The organism is Oenococcus sp. (assembly GCF_047725585.1).
Taxonomy (GTDB): domain Bacteria; phylum Bacillota; class Bacilli; order Lactobacillales; family Lactobacillaceae; genus Oenococcus; species Oenococcus kitaharae_A.
The window spans coordinates 14,049-30,242 of record NZ_JBDNNF010000001.1; the positions used below are offsets into that span (position 1 = coordinate 14,049).

General features: G+C 42.8%; 13 protein-coding genes. All 13 read right to left on the minus strand.

Annotation, left to right across the window (positions count from 1 at the left end; translation table 11 throughout):
- Nucleotides 1–32: 32 nt before the first annotated feature.
- Entirely contained in the window at nucleotides 33–698 is a 666-nt protein-coding gene (gene trhA / locus ABF487_RS00040) for a PAQR family membrane homeostasis protein TrhA (protein WP_007747128.1), read from the minus strand.
- Nucleotides 699–749: 51 nt separating this feature from the next.
- The gene (gene recA, locus ABF487_RS00045) at nucleotides 750–1,880 is read right to left on the minus strand and encodes a recombinase RecA (RefSeq protein WP_007747130.1); all 1,131 of its coding nucleotides are present in this window, start codon (nucleotides 1,878–1,880) and stop codon (nucleotides 750–752) included.
- Nucleotides 1,881–1,996: 116 nt separating this feature from the next.
- The gene (gene pgsA / locus ABF487_RS00050; RefSeq protein WP_263779706.1) at nucleotides 1,997–2,557 is read right to left on the minus strand and encodes a CDP-diacylglycerol--glycerol-3-phosphate 3-phosphatidyltransferase; all 561 of its coding nucleotides are present in this window, start codon (nucleotides 2,555–2,557) and stop codon (nucleotides 1,997–1,999) included.
- A complete protein-coding gene (locus ABF487_RS00055) occupies nucleotides 2,554–3,528 on the minus strand; it encodes a helix-turn-helix domain-containing protein (protein WP_415634144.1) in 975 nt (324 codons plus the stop codon). The genes pgsA and ABF487_RS00055 overlap by 4 nt, the downstream gene beginning before the upstream one ends.
- A 20-nt stretch (nucleotides 3,529–3,548) precedes the next feature.
- Nucleotides 3,549–4,826, minus strand: coding sequence for an EF-P 5-aminopentanol modification-associated protein YfmH (gene yfmH, locus ABF487_RS00060; protein ID WP_415634145.1), 1,278 nt, complete (start codon nucleotides 4,824–4,826; stop codon nucleotides 3,549–3,551).
- Nucleotides 4,816–6,126 (minus strand): EF-P 5-aminopentanol modification-associated protein YfmF, encoded by a 1,311-nt coding sequence (gene yfmF, locus ABF487_RS00065; RefSeq protein ID WP_415634146.1) that lies wholly within the window; start codon nucleotides 6,124–6,126, stop codon nucleotides 4,816–4,818. Before yfmF ends, yfmH begins: the two co-directional genes overlap by 11 nt.
- Entirely contained in the window at nucleotides 6,075–7,508 is a 1,434-nt protein-coding gene (gene cls / locus ABF487_RS00070; RefSeq protein ID WP_007747153.1) for a cardiolipin synthase, read from the minus strand. Before cls ends, yfmF begins: the two co-directional genes overlap by 52 nt.
- A gap of 4 nt (nucleotides 7,509–7,512) precedes the next feature.
- The gene (mreD, locus tag ABF487_RS00075; protein ID WP_415634147.1) at nucleotides 7,513–8,058 is read right to left on the minus strand and encodes a rod shape-determining protein MreD; all 546 of its coding nucleotides are present in this window, start codon (nucleotides 8,056–8,058) and stop codon (nucleotides 7,513–7,515) included.
- A complete protein-coding gene (gene mreC, locus ABF487_RS00080) occupies nucleotides 8,055–8,903 on the minus strand; it encodes a rod shape-determining protein MreC (protein ID WP_415634148.1) in 849 nt (282 codons plus the stop codon). The genes mreD and mreC overlap by 4 nt, the downstream gene beginning before the upstream one ends.
- 30 nt (nucleotides 8,904–8,933) lie before the next feature.
- The gene (locus ABF487_RS00085; RefSeq protein ID WP_007747164.1) at nucleotides 8,934–9,938 is read right to left on the minus strand and encodes a rod shape-determining protein; all 1,005 of its coding nucleotides are present in this window, start codon (nucleotides 9,936–9,938) and stop codon (nucleotides 8,934–8,936) included.
- Nucleotides 9,939–9,985: 47 nt separating this feature from the next.
- The gene (locus ABF487_RS00090; protein WP_415634149.1) at nucleotides 9,986–11,197 is read right to left on the minus strand and encodes a bifunctional folylpolyglutamate synthase/dihydrofolate synthase; all 1,212 of its coding nucleotides are present in this window, start codon (nucleotides 11,195–11,197) and stop codon (nucleotides 9,986–9,988) included.
- Nucleotides 11,190–13,901, minus strand: coding sequence for a valine--tRNA ligase (locus ABF487_RS00095; RefSeq protein WP_415634150.1), 2,712 nt, complete (start codon nucleotides 13,899–13,901; stop codon nucleotides 11,190–11,192). The genes ABF487_RS00090 and ABF487_RS00095 overlap by 8 nt, the downstream gene beginning before the upstream one ends.
- Before the next feature lie 354 nt (nucleotides 13,902–14,255).
- Nucleotides 14,256–15,956, minus strand: a complete 1,701-nt coding sequence (gene ezrA, locus ABF487_RS00100; RefSeq protein WP_415634151.1) for a septation ring formation regulator EzrA — start codon at nucleotides 15,954–15,956, stop codon at nucleotides 14,256–14,258.
- Nucleotides 15,957–16,194 lie beyond the last annotated feature (238 nt).

The window sequence follows — 16,194 nt, forward strand, 5'->3', positions numbered from 1 at the left end:
AAATCTATCTTACGCTTATTTGCAGTATACAATTACATGGAAAGATAGATGGCAAAATACATGGCAGCTGTACCTAAGAGCACAAATAAATGCCACCAAACATGATTCCACCAGATTTTAGTATTCAAATAGAAAAAAGTACCTGCTGAATAAGCAATTCCACCAAAAAATAACAGCCAAAGCGAATATACTGGTACGCTGTGATGAATGATTGGGAACATCACGGCAATTAACCAACCCATAGCTAAATAAATCAAAACAGTGATCCAGCGATAGCGCCCAATAAACAAGAAATCATAAACGATACCAGCAAGTGCCAAAATGAGATTGGCAACCCAAATCCAAATCGCAACGGGATCCTTGATAAAGACCCAGCAAAAGGGCGTGTAGGTGGCTAGAATGATCAAAAAAATACCCAGATGATCAAAATGTTGAAAGACCCAAGCGGCTCTTGTGAAAATTAGTGCATGAAACAAAGTAGAATTGAGCAGAAAAATGATCAAACAGACAGCATAGATAATGAATGCCGTTAAGGCAACAGCCGACGTGTAGCCCTTGTCGATGACTTTGATGAAAAGAAATATAATTCCGACAATCGCGGCTATTAAACCTAAACCGTGTGTAATCGAATTAAAGATCTCTTCAACCAAACCAAATGTTTTAACGCGGTGTTTGAAATTGTTTTTTGTAGTCTGCATTGGTTCAAGTTTACTCTATAAAAAAATCCGACAACATCGGATTTTTAAAAATTAATAAATATCATCATCAGTCAATGCATCGTCAGATTCACTGGCCTTTGGATTGTAATTAGGGTCAGCAAAAGGATCGCTGCTGCTATCTTCTATTGGTACAGCCTTGCCAGTATCAGTTGTCACTTTTTTTTTGGCGCCAATACCATAAGCATCACGTACCGCCTGAAAGATCGTATCATGTTCTTTTTGATGTTCAGGGTCTTCCAACCAAGCAATTGCATTAACGCGTCCCTGACCAATTTTTTCACCTTTATAGGCATACCAAGCGCCCGACTTGTCGATAATATCTTTATCAACGGCCAAATCAATTAATTCACCTGTCTGACTGATGCCTTTGCCATACATAATATCCACTTCGGCTACTTTGAAAGGTGGTGCAACTTTGTTTTTGACAACCTTGATTTTCGTATTATTACCAATAATATTCGTACCATCTTTAATCTGTGTTGACCGGCGTACCTCTAAACGTACCGTTGAATAAAACTTCAAAGCGCGACCGCCAGGTGTTGTCTCGGGATTGCCAAACATAACCCCGATTTTTTCACGAATCTGATTGATGAAAATGGCAATTGTGCCTGTTCGGTTCAGAGTACCGGCCAATTTCCTCAAAGCTTGGCTCATCAGACGCGCTTGCAGGCCCACATGGGCATCTCCCATCTCCCCCTCAATTTCAGCCCTTGGGACAAGAGCTGCAACCGAATCAACGACCAGCATATCGATCGCACCTGAATTAACCAAATCATCAGCGATTTCCAAACCTTGCTCGCCTGTATCCGGCTGGCTCAGAAGCAGATCATCGACATTAACACCTAAAGCAGCTGCATATTTCGCGTCCAGTGCATTTTCAGCATCAATATAAGCAGCCGTGCCGCCCTTTTTTTGAATCTCGGCAACAGCATGAAGCGCGACAGTCGTCTTGCCAGAAGACTCAGGGCCAAACACCTCGATGATTCTTCCCTTTGGATAACCGCCAACACCTAAAGCAATATCTAATTTTAAAGAACCGGTTGAAACCACGTCGACCTTTGTGTGCGCATTTTCGCCTAAACGCATAATCGATCCCTTGCCGAAATCCTTTTCAATTTTTTTTAATGCCGCATTTAATGCGGCCTTTCTTCCATCAGACATAAAACCTCACCAATCTATTATGCTACGAAAGTCAAGAAAATGCGAACGCTTGTTCGTATTTAAAAAATACTTAACTTTCTACAGTGGTTATACGAAACCATGGGCATTTTTTTAAATCACATGCCATCCGAGAATACTGAACGGTTCTGAACGAAATAATCGATCCCTGAATAAATTGTAAAAATCACAGCAAGATAAATTAAGATCTGCCCAATCGGAATAGGACTGCCGAAGTTGCTGCAATACAGGAAAATAATGGCAAACATCTGTGTGAATGTTTTGATTTTGCCAGGCATCTGTGCAGCCATAACCGTACCGTTATTTTCAACAATTAAGGTCCTTAACCCTGTGATGGCTAGTTCGCGGATAACAATAATAGCGGTCATCCAAGCCGGAACAGCGCCAAATTGAGTCAGAAAGATCAAAGCGGTCATCACCAGCAGTTTATCAGCCAAAGGATCAGCAAACTTGCCAAAATTAGTCACCAAATGACGTGACCTGGCAATTCTGCCATCGAGTAAATCGGTCAACGAAGCCAAGGCGAAAATAGCAGCAGCCAGCAGCCAGCCACTTGGCCGGCCGAATGTCGTCGACCAATTGATAGGCAGCGATAAGATTAAAATAAATAAAGGAATCATTAAAATTCGAAAGGTTGTTAATTTATTAGGCAAATTCATTGCGGTGTTTTCTCCCGTCTAATAATTATATTCGTAATCAGAATCGATGAGCCAGACATAAACTGCGTATCTTGATTATCAAACAGGATTCTCGTGTTGTATGGATTGCCTAAATGAATCACAATTTGATTCTGGTCACCACTTAGCGTTGTATCGTGCTCGGCACCTGCTGCAATTGTACTGGCAAACTGACGGACATTATCCACTGTCACTGTCGTCCATCCGGCATTGGCCGCCTGGATCTGAATCGTATGGTCCGCCGTATCGTAGAAGGTCATGGTCGCCGTGTTATTTTGAAACTGCGGTTTCGATAAAGGCTGCGTCTGGCTATTGGACGAAGACGAGGCAGATGAACTACTGGACTGCGGCCGGCTGCTGCTAGATTGTGAAATACTCGTTGAACTTGAATTAACCGGATTCTGGCTAAATAAACTTGGCCGAATTCTACCAAATGCCAGCCATAAGGCAAAGGCCAGAATAATTAACGCAACAATTAGAAAAATAACGGGCAGGCGGCTGAGCAGGCGGCGGGTAACTGGTGTGGAGAGATTCATGCCGGCACGCGGAATCCTGTCAGACCCTACTCGAATAGAATTATTAGACAGAGAATCATTCGCATCTTTGTCTCGCTCTTCCTGCTTGTTTTCCGAAAGGCCATCAAATAAGTGCGCAGAAACACCTCTGTTCTGGCCGGCTTTAATCTCGCCGTCATCTTTAGGCTGGCGAGCACGATCTGCAGCTGGCATGGTATCCAAAATCGTATTTGGATCAAGGTCCACTGTATTAGCGTATTGACGTATAAATGCCTTCACATAAAAAGGGCCAGGCAGCCTATTCACTTGGCCATTTTCGATTGCTTGCAGATAACGAACTTGAATTTTAGTCGACGAGGAGATATCTTCTAAGGTCAAACCATGCTGTTCACGTGCATCTTGCAGCCGTTTTCCAATTGATTGGTAATCAGTATCCATTCATTAAGATTATAACAATCTTAATCTAACGGTTCGATCGAAAAACGACTAAATGAATTTATATCGTAATATTTTTCAAATAAAGCCACTGCTCGCTTATAAGTGAGGCTTTTGAGATTATCTGTAATTTGAAAAACATTGCTATCCGTATCATATTCATCTAAAACTGTGAAAACGTTGTTTTCCAACTGATCCAAAGACATCGACAGCTCACCAAAAGTAGCTGATTTTTGGACCTCGAATTCATTTGCTAAACGGCTATCGAAAGATATGCGCTTTAACTGAGACAAAATCTCTTGGAAGGCTTTCTGTTGTTTGCCATGGCCGCTAAAACTAATGAACTGATAATTGCGGCCAATTTCTGCTTGTGCCATAAAATCGTCATTCAAAATACCTGCATCGTAATTTTTCATGTACCAGTCAGATGAATCAGAAAAATAAAGATCCAGCAGTAAATCACTTGCAAAAGCCAAATCAATAGCTTCATCCCGGCTCGATGGCATGTTTATGCCTTTAATACCGGCTGTAATTAAAGTTTGAGAAATCGGCATCTTTCTGCTGCCTGACGCAAGGATCGGGATTTGATTATCAAACAAACTCATCGACGTAAACGCTATTTTCGGGCGCGACAATTCCCTTTGCGTGTCTCTGATTAAAGCCATGGTCGCCTGTGGATCAATGTTTCCTGAAATTTTGAGGTGCAGATTGCTTGGCTGATAAAAGTATTTGTGAAACTGGTAAAGCATGTCGCTGGTTAATTGGCTGATCGTCGATACTTTGCCGGCAATATCTTGAGCCAAGGGCTGTTGAGCGTATAAATTACCCATCAATCCAAAAGAAAGTGCCCAATCCGGCATATCCTGGTACATGACCAGCTCTTGGCCAATGATCCCCTGCTCCTTGTTAATAGAACTCTGCGTATAATAAGGTTCCTGAACAAAATGCAGCAGCAGCCGGATCGATGCGGCAATCTCCTCTGTTCCCTGAAAGTAGTAAACAGTGCGGGATTGGCTCGTATAAGCATTTGAAAATGCACCATAGCGGCTAAATATTTGGTCCACATCTCCCTGCTCTTTTTCAAACATCTTGTGTTCAGCAAAATGCGCAATGCCCGAAGGAAAAGTGACCACTTTGCCATTTTCATCGATGATTTTCTGGTCAACAGCACCCGCATCAACAAACAATGCGGCAAAAACTGAATGAAAATCTTTCTTAGGCATCAAAGTCACTTTCAAACCATCTGTCAGTGTTTCACTGTAAACAGTCTGTTTAAATTGCGAATATTCGTCAATCTTCATTAATCAAAACCGCCTCTGCTTGCTTTACCGACTTTTTTGCAAAATCTGCTACCTGCTGAGGCGTCACAGATTGGATCACGGCTATAATTTGGCTGCTGGAAAAAGCGTAACCAGTCAAAAAAGCATTGATCGATTTCTCAATGGCAGTCTCTTCGTAGTCCTCGCCCGCCTGAATAGCTGCAACTAGCTCCTCTTTGATCGTGGTAAACAAATCATTGGAAAAATCCTGCTTTTTAACTCGTTCCAGCTGCAGATCAATCTCATTTTTAACAAGTTCGACATTATCCTTATCCAATCCTGCCTGAACGGTCATCCAACCATCAACGGCGAAAAAAGTTGAATTTGCGTAATAAGCCAGATGTAATTTTTCACGGATATTCAAAAAAAGCAAAGATTGACTCGAACCACCAAAAAGGCGGGAAAAAACCATCGCCGTATATCTCTGTTGAGTCAGATAATCATAATCCAGAAAATTATAGGCTCGTTCCAGGAGCGCCTGATCACCCTTTTCGTGCAGTTCAGCAAATTGGTCAGGTTTTACTGCTTGTGTATAGACTGGGTTGGGAATCGGCCGGCTGTTTTGCGAAACGTTTGGCCAAGAAGCGACCAACTTTTCAACTTCAAGTTCACTCGGGAGGCCAGCTACTTCCAATGACATTTCATCGTTAGCCAGCATAGCATGGTAAGCCGAAACGACGGTTTCATTTGTTAACTGCCTGATTGACAAAGGACTCCCTTCGGGTTGAATTCTAAAATCAGGATTGACAAAATATTTTTTGAGAATCAGATCATGGAGCTTATAGCTTTTATTATCAAAATTTGCTAAAAATTCAGAAAGAAAATTCTGCTTTTCATTTTCAAACAAATGCTCAGGAAATAAGCCATCAACAATCAACGGATTAAAAATCTGGCCGGACAAAAAATTGAAACTTTTTGCCAATAATTGCTGGTCTCCCGCAGCTTGCGGGCTGGGTATCTTCAGTGCAAAACGCAGTTTGGAAAGCCGCCCAAAACGACTTGTCGACACAGAAAAATGTGCGCCGTAAAGTGTATTAAGTTTCTTAGTCATCAACTGTCGGTTCGGAAAAAAGGCCGAACTATCTTCCAGTATTTGAGCCAGCAACGCACGATTGGCTGCCGTGCCTTTTTCAAAGGGAGCGTAAAATTCCGCAACAATTTTAACTGACTGAAATTTATCAGTCTTTAAGACATTTAAATTGATACCATTGGCTAATTTTTTCATATTTTTCACAGGATCGGTGACAGTAAACGCGAAAACTTTTGCAGTACCGTCATCCAAACCCCCTGTCCATCGAAATCTTCCTGACTCAGAAGTTTTGACTGTGACACATCTTTAGTGATTTGATTCTTGATTTTGTTGGCAAACTTGGCACTGTAAATAAAAGCATTTGCTTCAAAACTCAATTCAAAGGACCGAATATCCATATTAGCAGAACCAATGCTGATAATTTCATCATCGATCATTAATAATTTGCTGTGCAGAAAACCATTATCATAACGATAAACATGTGCGCCAGCCTGTATCAACTCTTGTGCATAATACTGTGTTGCGCGATAAACAAAGGGATGGTCTGGTCGATTGGGAATAAAAACATCTACTTTAACACCGGCAGCCAGAGCAATCAGCAGGTTTTCAAAAATCGGTTGATCGGGAATTAAATATGGCGTCTGAATCGTAATCGTTTTTGTAGCAAGACTAATCATTTTCAAATAGCCTTGTTTAATCTGATCAACAAGCGATTCCGGGCCGGACGAAACAATTTGAATCGGATGAATACCGTTGACTTGTGTTGCTGGAAAGTAATCCGCCAGAAAAGATAATTTGTCATCTTCCTTAGCCGTGGCATTCCAATCAATAAAGAAACGTGATTGTAATGACAGAACGGCATCTCCAACAATTTTCAACTGTGAATCACGCCAATTACCGAATTTTTTTGATTTCCCCAGATACTGGTCACCAACATTAAAGCCGCCGATATAGCCAACTTTTCCGTCGATGACGACAACCTTGCGGTGAAAACGAAAATTGATTCTCAACGCAAGCAGCTGAAAACGCCGCGTTAAAAAAGGATAAATGATACCACCAGCCTGCTGTAAGCGGCGGTACATACGGCGATGAGTACCGTGAGAACCATAAGCATCATAAATCACACGAACTTCAACACCTGCTTGGGCTTTTTTGGTCAGCAGATCAATTAGCTTGTTACCGGTTGGATCGTCAAAAATAGAAAAAAAAGCCAAATGAATATGGTCCTGTGCCTTCTCGATTTCAAGAAATAAATCATCAAAAAAATCTTGACCATCAAAAAAGGTATCAAGATCATTGCCATAGGTCAGAATCGCTCCGCTGTTACTGGCAAACAGTTTAGAAAGCATTGTGGCATTTTCATCCAGCTTCAAATGATGATTGTAATATTTTTGATTATCCCGAATCTGTTCTCGGCCAACAATTTCCTGACTGGTAAAATCAAAAATTTTTTTATCAGAGATTCGGCGTCCTGTAAACCAATAAATAACAAAGCCAAAAACAGGTACAAATAACAGGACAACTAGCCATGCCCAAATTCTGCTAACCTCTCTTTTGCTCCAGAAAACCGTTACAACCGCAAAGAAAGCATTCAGCAATAATATAACCGAAATTATGTAGAAAAATAAATTCATGGGATTAGCTATTAATTATATAAGTCAAAGACTCAACCGGACGATAAAATATCATCTCAATAAGACTATTTATGAAAATCGTTGGAAATACAGTGAAAATCAGGTAATTAACCAGACTAATATTAACTTCCCCGGTTAAGATACCGGTGATATAAATGAGGCTGTAAAAAACAAGCAAACCGGTTGCCACTGTCCAAAACGAAGAGAGAATTCGATAGGGAATATGTGGATCCAGCAAGAAGACAGTATAAGCGGATAAAAGATAAGCGGTTAGATAGCTGCCAATAGACTGTGTGTAATAAAGGTCGAAGAGCAACCCAAGTAATACCAGCCACCACCAAAAATGAAAATGGCGATCGGACCGAAAATGAATCGTGTAAAAAATGCCAATAAAAGTCAGATTGGGCAGAATTGTCCAGTTTGCAAAAGACAACAAACCGGAAAAAGCCGCCATTAATGAGCCATCAACGAATATTAACACAATTAAAATAACTGGATAAACAATAGCGGGACGGAAAAAACGATGCGTCGAAACATGGCGATTATTCATTCCCCACCTACCTGAGTGACCGCGAGAACGCTGGAAATATCGGATAGATCGGCGGCGGGACGAATATAAATTTGTTTGGCAACGCCATAAGCATCATCACGTACGCTCGCAACTCGGCCAACGTATAGACCCTTAGGCAGGATGCCGCCAAGTCCCGATGTCTGCACCAAACTACCTTTTTTTATCGTTGATTGCGTGCTGAGCTCATCTAAAATCAGTTGATCGCTACTGCGGTTATAGCCAGAAATGACACCGTTAATCGTTGTGCTGCCGCTGTTGACCTGTACTGGAAAACGATCAGCATCAGCCGTCATATTCGAAATAAGCGTCACTTTACTGCTTGTATTCGACACTTGACTCACTTTGCCGATCAATCCCCGAGAATCCAGGATAGGCGCATTCTTTTTAATGCCGGCATTAATACCTTGATTAATAATCAACTGTGAATTCCAGCTGCTGGGTGTGCGGCTGATAACAACGGCGCTCACAGTCTGATAATCAGTCAGTGAATTTTTCAGTTTTAAATTGGCCTTCAGTTCCTTATTTTCTTTTTCCAAGGTCTGAATCCGAATTTGATCAGCCGCAATGCGGTCAACTCTTTTAACCAAATGCTGGTTTTCTTCATAAGTCTTAAATAGTTGTGTTAATGAATTTGTTGATCGGTTCAAGACACTGGTTGGTGCTGAAACACCGCGACCAAAAAAAGCCGCCATATCCGAGGCGAAACGCTGTATCACCGGAATACCGCTAGCTCTGCCGTAAAAGACACTTGAGCCCACAATAAGACCCACAGCTACGATAATCGAAGCTATCGTAATTAAAATTTTCTTTCCATTAAATCGCAAGACTCATCCAGACCCAACTACTTATTATTTTTACTTAAATTGCATCTGCGAAGAACGCAGCATTTCACCCAGCCCGTTAGCAACTGCTTCTTGCGGATTAGGCGCAATAAAAACAGGCACGTGAACAGTATCTGCAATCACGCGGTCAAGAAACCTTAAATTAGCACCGCCGCCTGTCAGTGTAATACCGCGGTCAATGATATCAGATACAAGTTCCGGTAGAGATTCCTCTAGCGTTGTCTGAATTTCAACCAGAATATGGCTGACTGGACTGGCAATGGCAAGTGCAACATCTTCTGCTGTCACATCGCGTTGAGCGGGCAGCCCGGAAATTAGGTCAATGCCCTTAACTGTAGCCGAACCCAGCTGCTTAGCAGCTTTAACATCAGCGGAACCAATCTCTTCTTTTAAAATCTGAGCATCACCTTCAGAAATGCGGAAATTGTAGCGTTGCAGAACCATGTCTTTAATGGCTTCGTTCATCGCATCCCCAGCAAAAGTCGTTGAACGAGAAGCATTGGCTTTGCCCAAGCTGATCGTGGCGATGTCCACTGTACCACCGCCTAAATCGACCACCATTGTGCCAGGTGCGTCATAGACGGGTAAACCAGCTCCAACAGCCGCCGCAATTGGTTCATCGATCACGTAAGCATCGCGGACACCGGCAGATTGGGCAGCGTCTTTAACAGCTCGGCGTTCAACTTCAGTGACACCACTAGGAACGCCGATAATCGCTAAGGGTTTTCCGGGACGATTATTATAGGCCACATTCAAAAAGTACTTTAAAAGACCCACTGTCGCGTCCAAATCAGAAATGACGCCTTTACGCAAAGGGCGGATGACTGAAATCGTAGGCGGATTCTTTTCAAACATTTTATGCGCTGCTGACCCAACAGCCATCAATTCACCAGTCGCAGTATCTTTTGCAACGAAACTCGGTTCGTTGATGATAATACCCGAGCCTTCTAAAAAGACCAGAGTATTGCTTGTGCCGAGATCAATCCCGACATTTTTTTGTCCAAATCCTAATGCCATATATGTCCTATCCTTACAAGTATAACACGCAGTTTTTCAGCGCCTTTTCACTTTTTTTGCAATTTATTTTTCAGATAAATCCGCGCCTGGCTGACGAAATAGAGGGATCCAGTCACCACGATCATCTGCTTTTCATTGTCTATTTTTTCAAGCAGTTCGTCCAACTGTTTATGCCATTCTTCATAATGATCCGATTCAGCTGTCTGACGGTATGATTCCCAATTAACTGGAAAAACCTTGGCAAAAGGTAGATTATCAAAGTTTCTAACTGAAATTTTTTTCTTTTCCAAATGACCGAACACAATTAATTGCTCCCGATCACCATATTCACGCAGCAGCGAATCAGTCAATATGGCAAGCCCTTGTGGATTATGTGCGCCATCAACGATAATCAGAGGATTTTTAGAAATAATTTCCATGCGGGCCGGCCAGGAAACGTGGTTAATAAATTTGATCAATTTATCAGTTGTCCAAAAATCGATTATCTCCAAGAAGCGTTCATTTGGCAGAATATTATGCAGATAAATTTTGACCACAGCCCAAGCCAAGGCCGCATTATATCTTTGATAGTAGCCGCGTGAAACTTTCAGCTTGCTATCAATCTCACCGTAGGGTACCTGCAGATGCTGAGCCTGTTTTTCCACAACCTCTTTAGCTTCACTGGGCAAACGGCCGTAAAGCAGCGCTTTCGTGGTTTTTTTAACGATACCGACCTTTTGGTAAGCAATTTTCGCTAATGTGTCGCCAAGAATGTCCATGTGATCCATGCCAACACTAGTAATAACTGCCACCGTGGCATCTATCACATTGGTTGAGTCCCAAAGGCCGCCGATACCAACTTCAATCACCAAGGCGTCCAGGTGGGATTCGGAAAAATACAGGAGCGCAATGGCAGTAATCACTTCAAATTCAGTCTGGTTTGTATAATAATCAGCGATCCGCTGTGTGTAGACGGTCAAATCGCTATCAGAAATATATTGGCCGTCAATTTCAATCCGCTCATTAAATTTAATAATAAAAGGAGAAATATAGAGGCCAGTCTTAAAGCCGCTGGCAGTCAAAATAGCCTGCGAAAAGCGCGAAACAGATCCCTTGCCATTGGTGCCGGTCACATGAATGACCGGCGGTAGTTTTTTCTCTGGGTGACCCAAACTCTCTAGTAAAGCCAGCATTCTTTTTTGGGTATCGTGTTCCACTCGAAGACCAGGGCGGGTCAGAGAATGAATCCAGGAAATAGCTTGTTCTGCGTTTTCAATCATGGCTGCTTTCTTTTAATGTCTGAATCCGTTCCTGTGTAGCTGATAATTTAGCCTGCCAGTCATCCAGCTTTTCTCTTTCTGCTGCGACAACTTTTTCTGGTGCTGACGATGTAAATTTCTCGTTGGCCAGTTTGCCGCTAGACCGTTTGACTTCGGCTTGGAATTTTGCCGCTTGTTTTTCCAAACGCTGAACTTCTTCGCCCAAATCAACCAACTCAGCCAAAGGCACATACACCACTGCACCATTGATTACCTGAGACATCGCCAAAGCTGGAGCTTGAATATCCGGCGCAATCACTAACGACTTAGGGTGGCCGAATCGCTGAATATAATCTGTATTCTCCTGGAAGACAGTTCTCAAATCGTTGTCTTCTGTCTGAATCAGAATATCAACAGGCGTTGAAATGGCTGCTTTGGCTTCAGACCGGATATTTCTAATGGCTGTTATCAGATCCTGCAAGGCAGAAAATGATGTCTCAGCTTGTTTATCGGATAAAGCCGGATTAACAGTTGGATAGTCAGCGATCACAAGGCTTTCTTGTGCTTTCCGGCCGGGCAGCTGCTGCCAAATAGCCTCTGTGACAAAAGGCATAATCGGATGCAGCAGTCGTAATGTCTGGTCGAGGGCATAAGCTAAAATCTGCTGAACCGGCGTCTTGCCTTTATTGCCACCAGCGCCTAGCGTCTCTTTAGTCATCTCGATATACCAATCGGCGAAATCGTCCCAAATGAAGTTATACAGCTGACGTCCAGCTTCACCAAATTCGAATTTATCAAAATTGCTTGTTACTTTGTCGATCGTGGCAGTCAAACGCGACAAAATCCAACGATCGGCCAACGTCATTTGATCAGCTGACGGCAGCTGTACCAGTGTATTATCATCGAGGTTCATTAACACATAACGGGAGACATTCCAAATTTTATTAATGAAATTCCAAGCCGAATCCATCTTGTCATAAGAGAAATTCAAATCTTGGCCCGGCGTTGAACCCGTTGACAAAAACCAACGCAAGGCATCAGCGCCATACTTAGCAATCACATCCATGGGATCGATGCCGTTTCCTAATGACTTAGACATCTTGCGTCCCTGGGCATCACGAATTAAGCCGTGGATCAGGACATTTTTAAAGGGCCTCTGGCCAGTAAATTGCCGGCCTTGAAAAATCATACGGCTAATCCAGAAGAAAATAATGTCATAGCCTGTCACCATTGTCGTAGTCGGGTAAAAACGTTTGTAATCAGGACTTTTCGTATCCGGCCAGCCCATCGTTGAAAAAGGCCATAAAGCGCTGGAAAACCAAGTATCCAAAACATCTGGATCCTGTACCCAATCATCGCCTTTGGGTGCTGTCAAACCAACATAAGTCTCGGTTTTTCCGCTTGCGTCTTTTCGATACCAGGCCGGAATGCGATGACCCCACCAAAGTTGACGGGAGATGACCCAATCATGGACATTCTCCATCCACTTTGTATAGGTATCTTCAAAACGAGTCGGCCAAAAATCGACATGTTCATCAGTAATTCCCTGCATCTTTAAGGCTTGCTGTGCTAAAGGCTGCATTTTAACAAACCACTGCGTCGACAAACGTGATTCGATTTGGACGTCAGTTCTTTCTGAGTGGCCAACAGAGTGGACAATCGGATCAATTTTCAGCATGTAACCGCCGCTTTTTAGGTCCGCGACCATAGCTTTGCGCGCTTGGAAACGATCCATTCCCTTGTATGGCCCGGCATTTTCATTCATTGAAGCATCTTCATTCATCGTGTTGATGCGAGGCAGGTTATGACGATTGCCCACTTGAAAATCATTGGGATCATGTGCTGGCGTGATCTTGACCATACCAGTTCCAAAATCCTTATCAACATACTGGTCAGCAATGATTTCAACTTCACGGTTCACCAAAGGTACACGAATTTTTCTGCCGACTAAGTCTTTATAGCGCTCATCAGAAGGATTAACAGCCACGGCCGTGTCGCCGAACATTGTTTCTGGGCGCGTGGTCGCGATTTCGATATAATGCTGGCCGTTAAACACATAATCTGGATCAACAAAAGGATATTTAACGTGATAAAAAGCGCCCTGATCGTCTTTATGGATGACTTCAATATCAGACAGAGCTGTACGCGCTTGAGGATCCCAGTTGATGATGTACTCGCCGCGGTAAATTAATTTTTTCTTGTACATATCAACAAAAACTTTACGAACGGCATCATTCAGCCCTTGATCCAAAGTGAAGCGTTCCCGCGTAAAATCTAACGAAAGACCTAATTTTTCCCACTGAGATTTAATAATACTGGCATACTCGTCTTTCCACTGCCAGACCTGATCAACGAATTTTTTCCGACCTAAATCATAACGGCTGATCCCTTGTTCGCGCAAGCGTGCTTCGACTTTAGCTTGAGTGGCAATACCAGCGTGATCCATGCCTGGCAGCCACAAAGTGTCATAACCCTGCATGCGTTTTTGACGGATCAGCATGTCTTGTAAAGTCGTGTCCCAGGCATGGCCCAGATGCAGTTTGCCAGTCACATTTGGCGGTGGAATGACAATTGAATATGCCTCAGGCTGTGCATCGGCATATTTTTGTTTATTTAGTTTTTTGTCAACGTCTGGATTGAACAGTTCGGCTTTTTGCCAACGGTCGTACATCCCTTTTTCGACCTCGGTCGGATTATATTTGGTCGACATTTTAATCTCGCGCATCTCACTTGCCCTTTCTTCTTAAGCGGAAAAAGATCACCAAAGCAGCTATCAAAAATAAAACAGCTGCTAAATGCCATTTATCGTGAATTGTCAGCTCTAAAATTTTTCTTATTAACAATAATCTAGCTTGCATCATCAAATTAAAAGCGCCCTAGGAAAAATCCCGGGACGCTTCTGCGTGGTACCACCCAAGTTGCCTGTTGCCAAGCCGCTTAATATTTATTTTCCGCAATCTCTTAGCAACCTTCGGCCGGCTTGTGTCTGACTCGCAGCAAACGTCAGATCTCTGAACACAATAAAGCTTACTCCTCTAAGTTGTCTTTAAGTATATCTAAATGCCGCCTGCCTTTCAAGCTAGAAAGGTGTCTGATTGCGATTGACATAGCCATCTCGCAAACGCCTGTAGCTGCCGGCTTCCACTTGATTTAAGGCGCGTCCGACAATATCGACTGTCCGGCTATAATCCAGATCACGTTCATAATATAATCTAGCCTGCTGCAAGGCACTGATAATTTCCTGGCGGTCAACATAGCGATTAGCGTAATGAATTAATTCAACCGCCAAATTTGCATTGACATACAATTCCGACGAGCTGGATTTCAAATCTGCCAGATCGGTTGTCACTTCATGCGCCTGGCGCTGTGCATCGTCCAAATTCACTCGGGCTGAAGCCACCATTTCGTTAAGCGATTTGATTTCATCCTGCACGGAGATAAACTGCAGGCGATAATCAGCTGGCAATCCCGGCATATCAACCTGTTCCAACACACGACGAATATTAGAAAGTTCGCCAGCATATTGAAGTGAAATTCGTTTTAAATCATCAAAAACCTGCGGATAGGAACTGATTGTGACATACAGATCACGCTGATTTTTAGAAATTTGGTCCAATTGTTTGAATAGGCCTAGCTGCGTTTGGCGCAAAGCTGTAAAAGGCGCCTTCTTTTCCCGCCAGCGTTTCACATTGCCGTCGTTTTGCGCAGCAACTGATTTAATCTGTTCTGCCCAACCGCGGGTGTCTTCGACCTCTGAGTGCGACAAGATAAAACGCTGGTTTAAACGATCAATTTCCAGAGTCAGCTCCTGATTTTGCGCACGAACATGGGCCAGTTCACCACTTAGTTTGCGATCATTTTTCTTAACATCGTATTCGGCACCAAACTCATTATCAATCGTGTCGTACAAAGTTTTGATCTGAACCTCCAAAACAGCCTGTGCTTCAGTCGTTTTTTTAAGATTCAATGCCTTTAAACTATCAGAAATCCGTTGATAGCTTTTCTTCATATCGGAGATAACGACGTTAGGATCTGCGTCAAACACAAAGCCGCGTTTTGTTAAGGTATCGGCCCCGCTTTGCAATTCTTTAAAATTAGCTGGATAACGATTGACTAATTTGTCATAAAGCGGCGGAATATCAATCATCTTTTTTTCCAGATCATTGGTCTCAACACGCAAACGTTCATAAACATCAGTAGCCGCACTATGGTCACCGGATTCGGTTAATTTGACAAATTTCGCAAAATTGTCTTCCAAGCCGGACAGAACATTTTCCAAAGGTTCTGCGGCTGGGCCGTATTTAAACGACTCGGCCAGTATTTTTTTGCGCAGGCGGTCATAACGAACCCGTAATTCATCAACTGCTTTACGATGTTCTTGATCAACTTCGTTGAGTTTTTCAAGGCCGTCTTGGATATCTTTAATCTTGGCCTGCGTTTCTTGCAATGTTGCATCCAAAGTATTAAATTCTTCTCGTGTCTTAAAGACGTTTAATCCGCGTGCATCAAAAACAACCGAGTTGGCTAGCTGCTCAATATGAAGGAACTTGGAATTCTCAATGTCATTGTAATCTGCTTCCAAACGCTGATAATCATGCAGCGATTTACCTGTCAAACTCAGTTTGCGAGCATCCAGCAAAGCCTGGCGGACATTGATCTGTGCCAATTTGTCCTTTGCATCCACGATTTCGTTGGATCTCCGTGCAAAGGACCGCTGAAAAAGAATTGCTGCCAGATATGTCAGAAATAGAATTATAGAAATTATTAATACCCAAACCATAGCTGTCATTATTTTATGACTTGTTTGCCTGATTCTTGAAGAACATCAGCTTTTCTTAAAATCTAGTTCGCCTTCACACGAACGTGGGAAGCGGCTCAGCTTGCTTAAAAACCAAAATCCGTGTAGTATATAAGGGTTGTTTGCAGCAGTTAAACGAGAAGCTCGTCAACAAGTCAGTTTCAAAGCAAATCTTTGAGTAGGCAAGCTGTAGAACCGAAGCTGTTTTGCACGAATCTTG

Bases quoted from the DNA above. Each gene is read 5' to 3' on its own strand.
- trhA (WP_007747128.1), bottom strand. From the start codon at position 698: ATGCAGACTACAAAAAACAATTTCAAACACCGCGTTAAAACATTTGGT.
- recA (WP_007747130.1), bottom strand. From the start codon at position 1,880: ATGTCTGATGGAAGAAAGGCCGCATTAAATGCGGCATTAAAAAAAATT.
- pgsA (WP_263779706.1), bottom strand. From the start codon at position 2,557: ATGAATTTGCCTAATAAATTAACAACCTTTCGAATTTTAATGATTCCT.
- ABF487_RS00055 (WP_415634144.1), bottom strand. From the start codon at position 3,528: ATGGATACTGATTACCAATCAATTGGAAAACGGCTGCAAGATGCACGT.
- yfmH (WP_415634145.1), bottom strand. From the start codon at position 4,826: ATGAAGATTGACGAATATTCGCAATTTAAACAGACTGTTTACAGTGAA.
- cls (WP_007747153.1), bottom strand. From the start codon at position 7,508: ATGAATTTATTTTTCTACATAATTTCGGTTATATTATTGCTGAATGCT.
- mreD (WP_415634147.1), bottom strand. From the start codon at position 8,058: ATGAATAATCGCCATGTTTCGACGCATCGTTTTTTCCGTCCCGCTATT.
- ABF487_RS00085 (WP_007747164.1), bottom strand. From the start codon at position 9,938: ATGGCATTAGGATTTGGACAAAAAAATGTCGGGATTGATCTCGGCACA.
- ABF487_RS00090 (WP_415634149.1), bottom strand. From the start codon at position 11,197: ATGATTGAAAACGCAGAACAAGCTATTTCCTGGATTCATTCTCTGACC.
- ABF487_RS00095 (WP_415634150.1), bottom strand. From the start codon at position 13,901: ATGCGCGAGATTAAAATGTCGACCAAATATAATCCGACCGAGGTCGAA.
- ezrA (WP_415634151.1), bottom strand. From the start codon at position 15,956: ATGGTTTGGGTATTAATAATTTCTATAATTCTATTTCTGACATATCTG.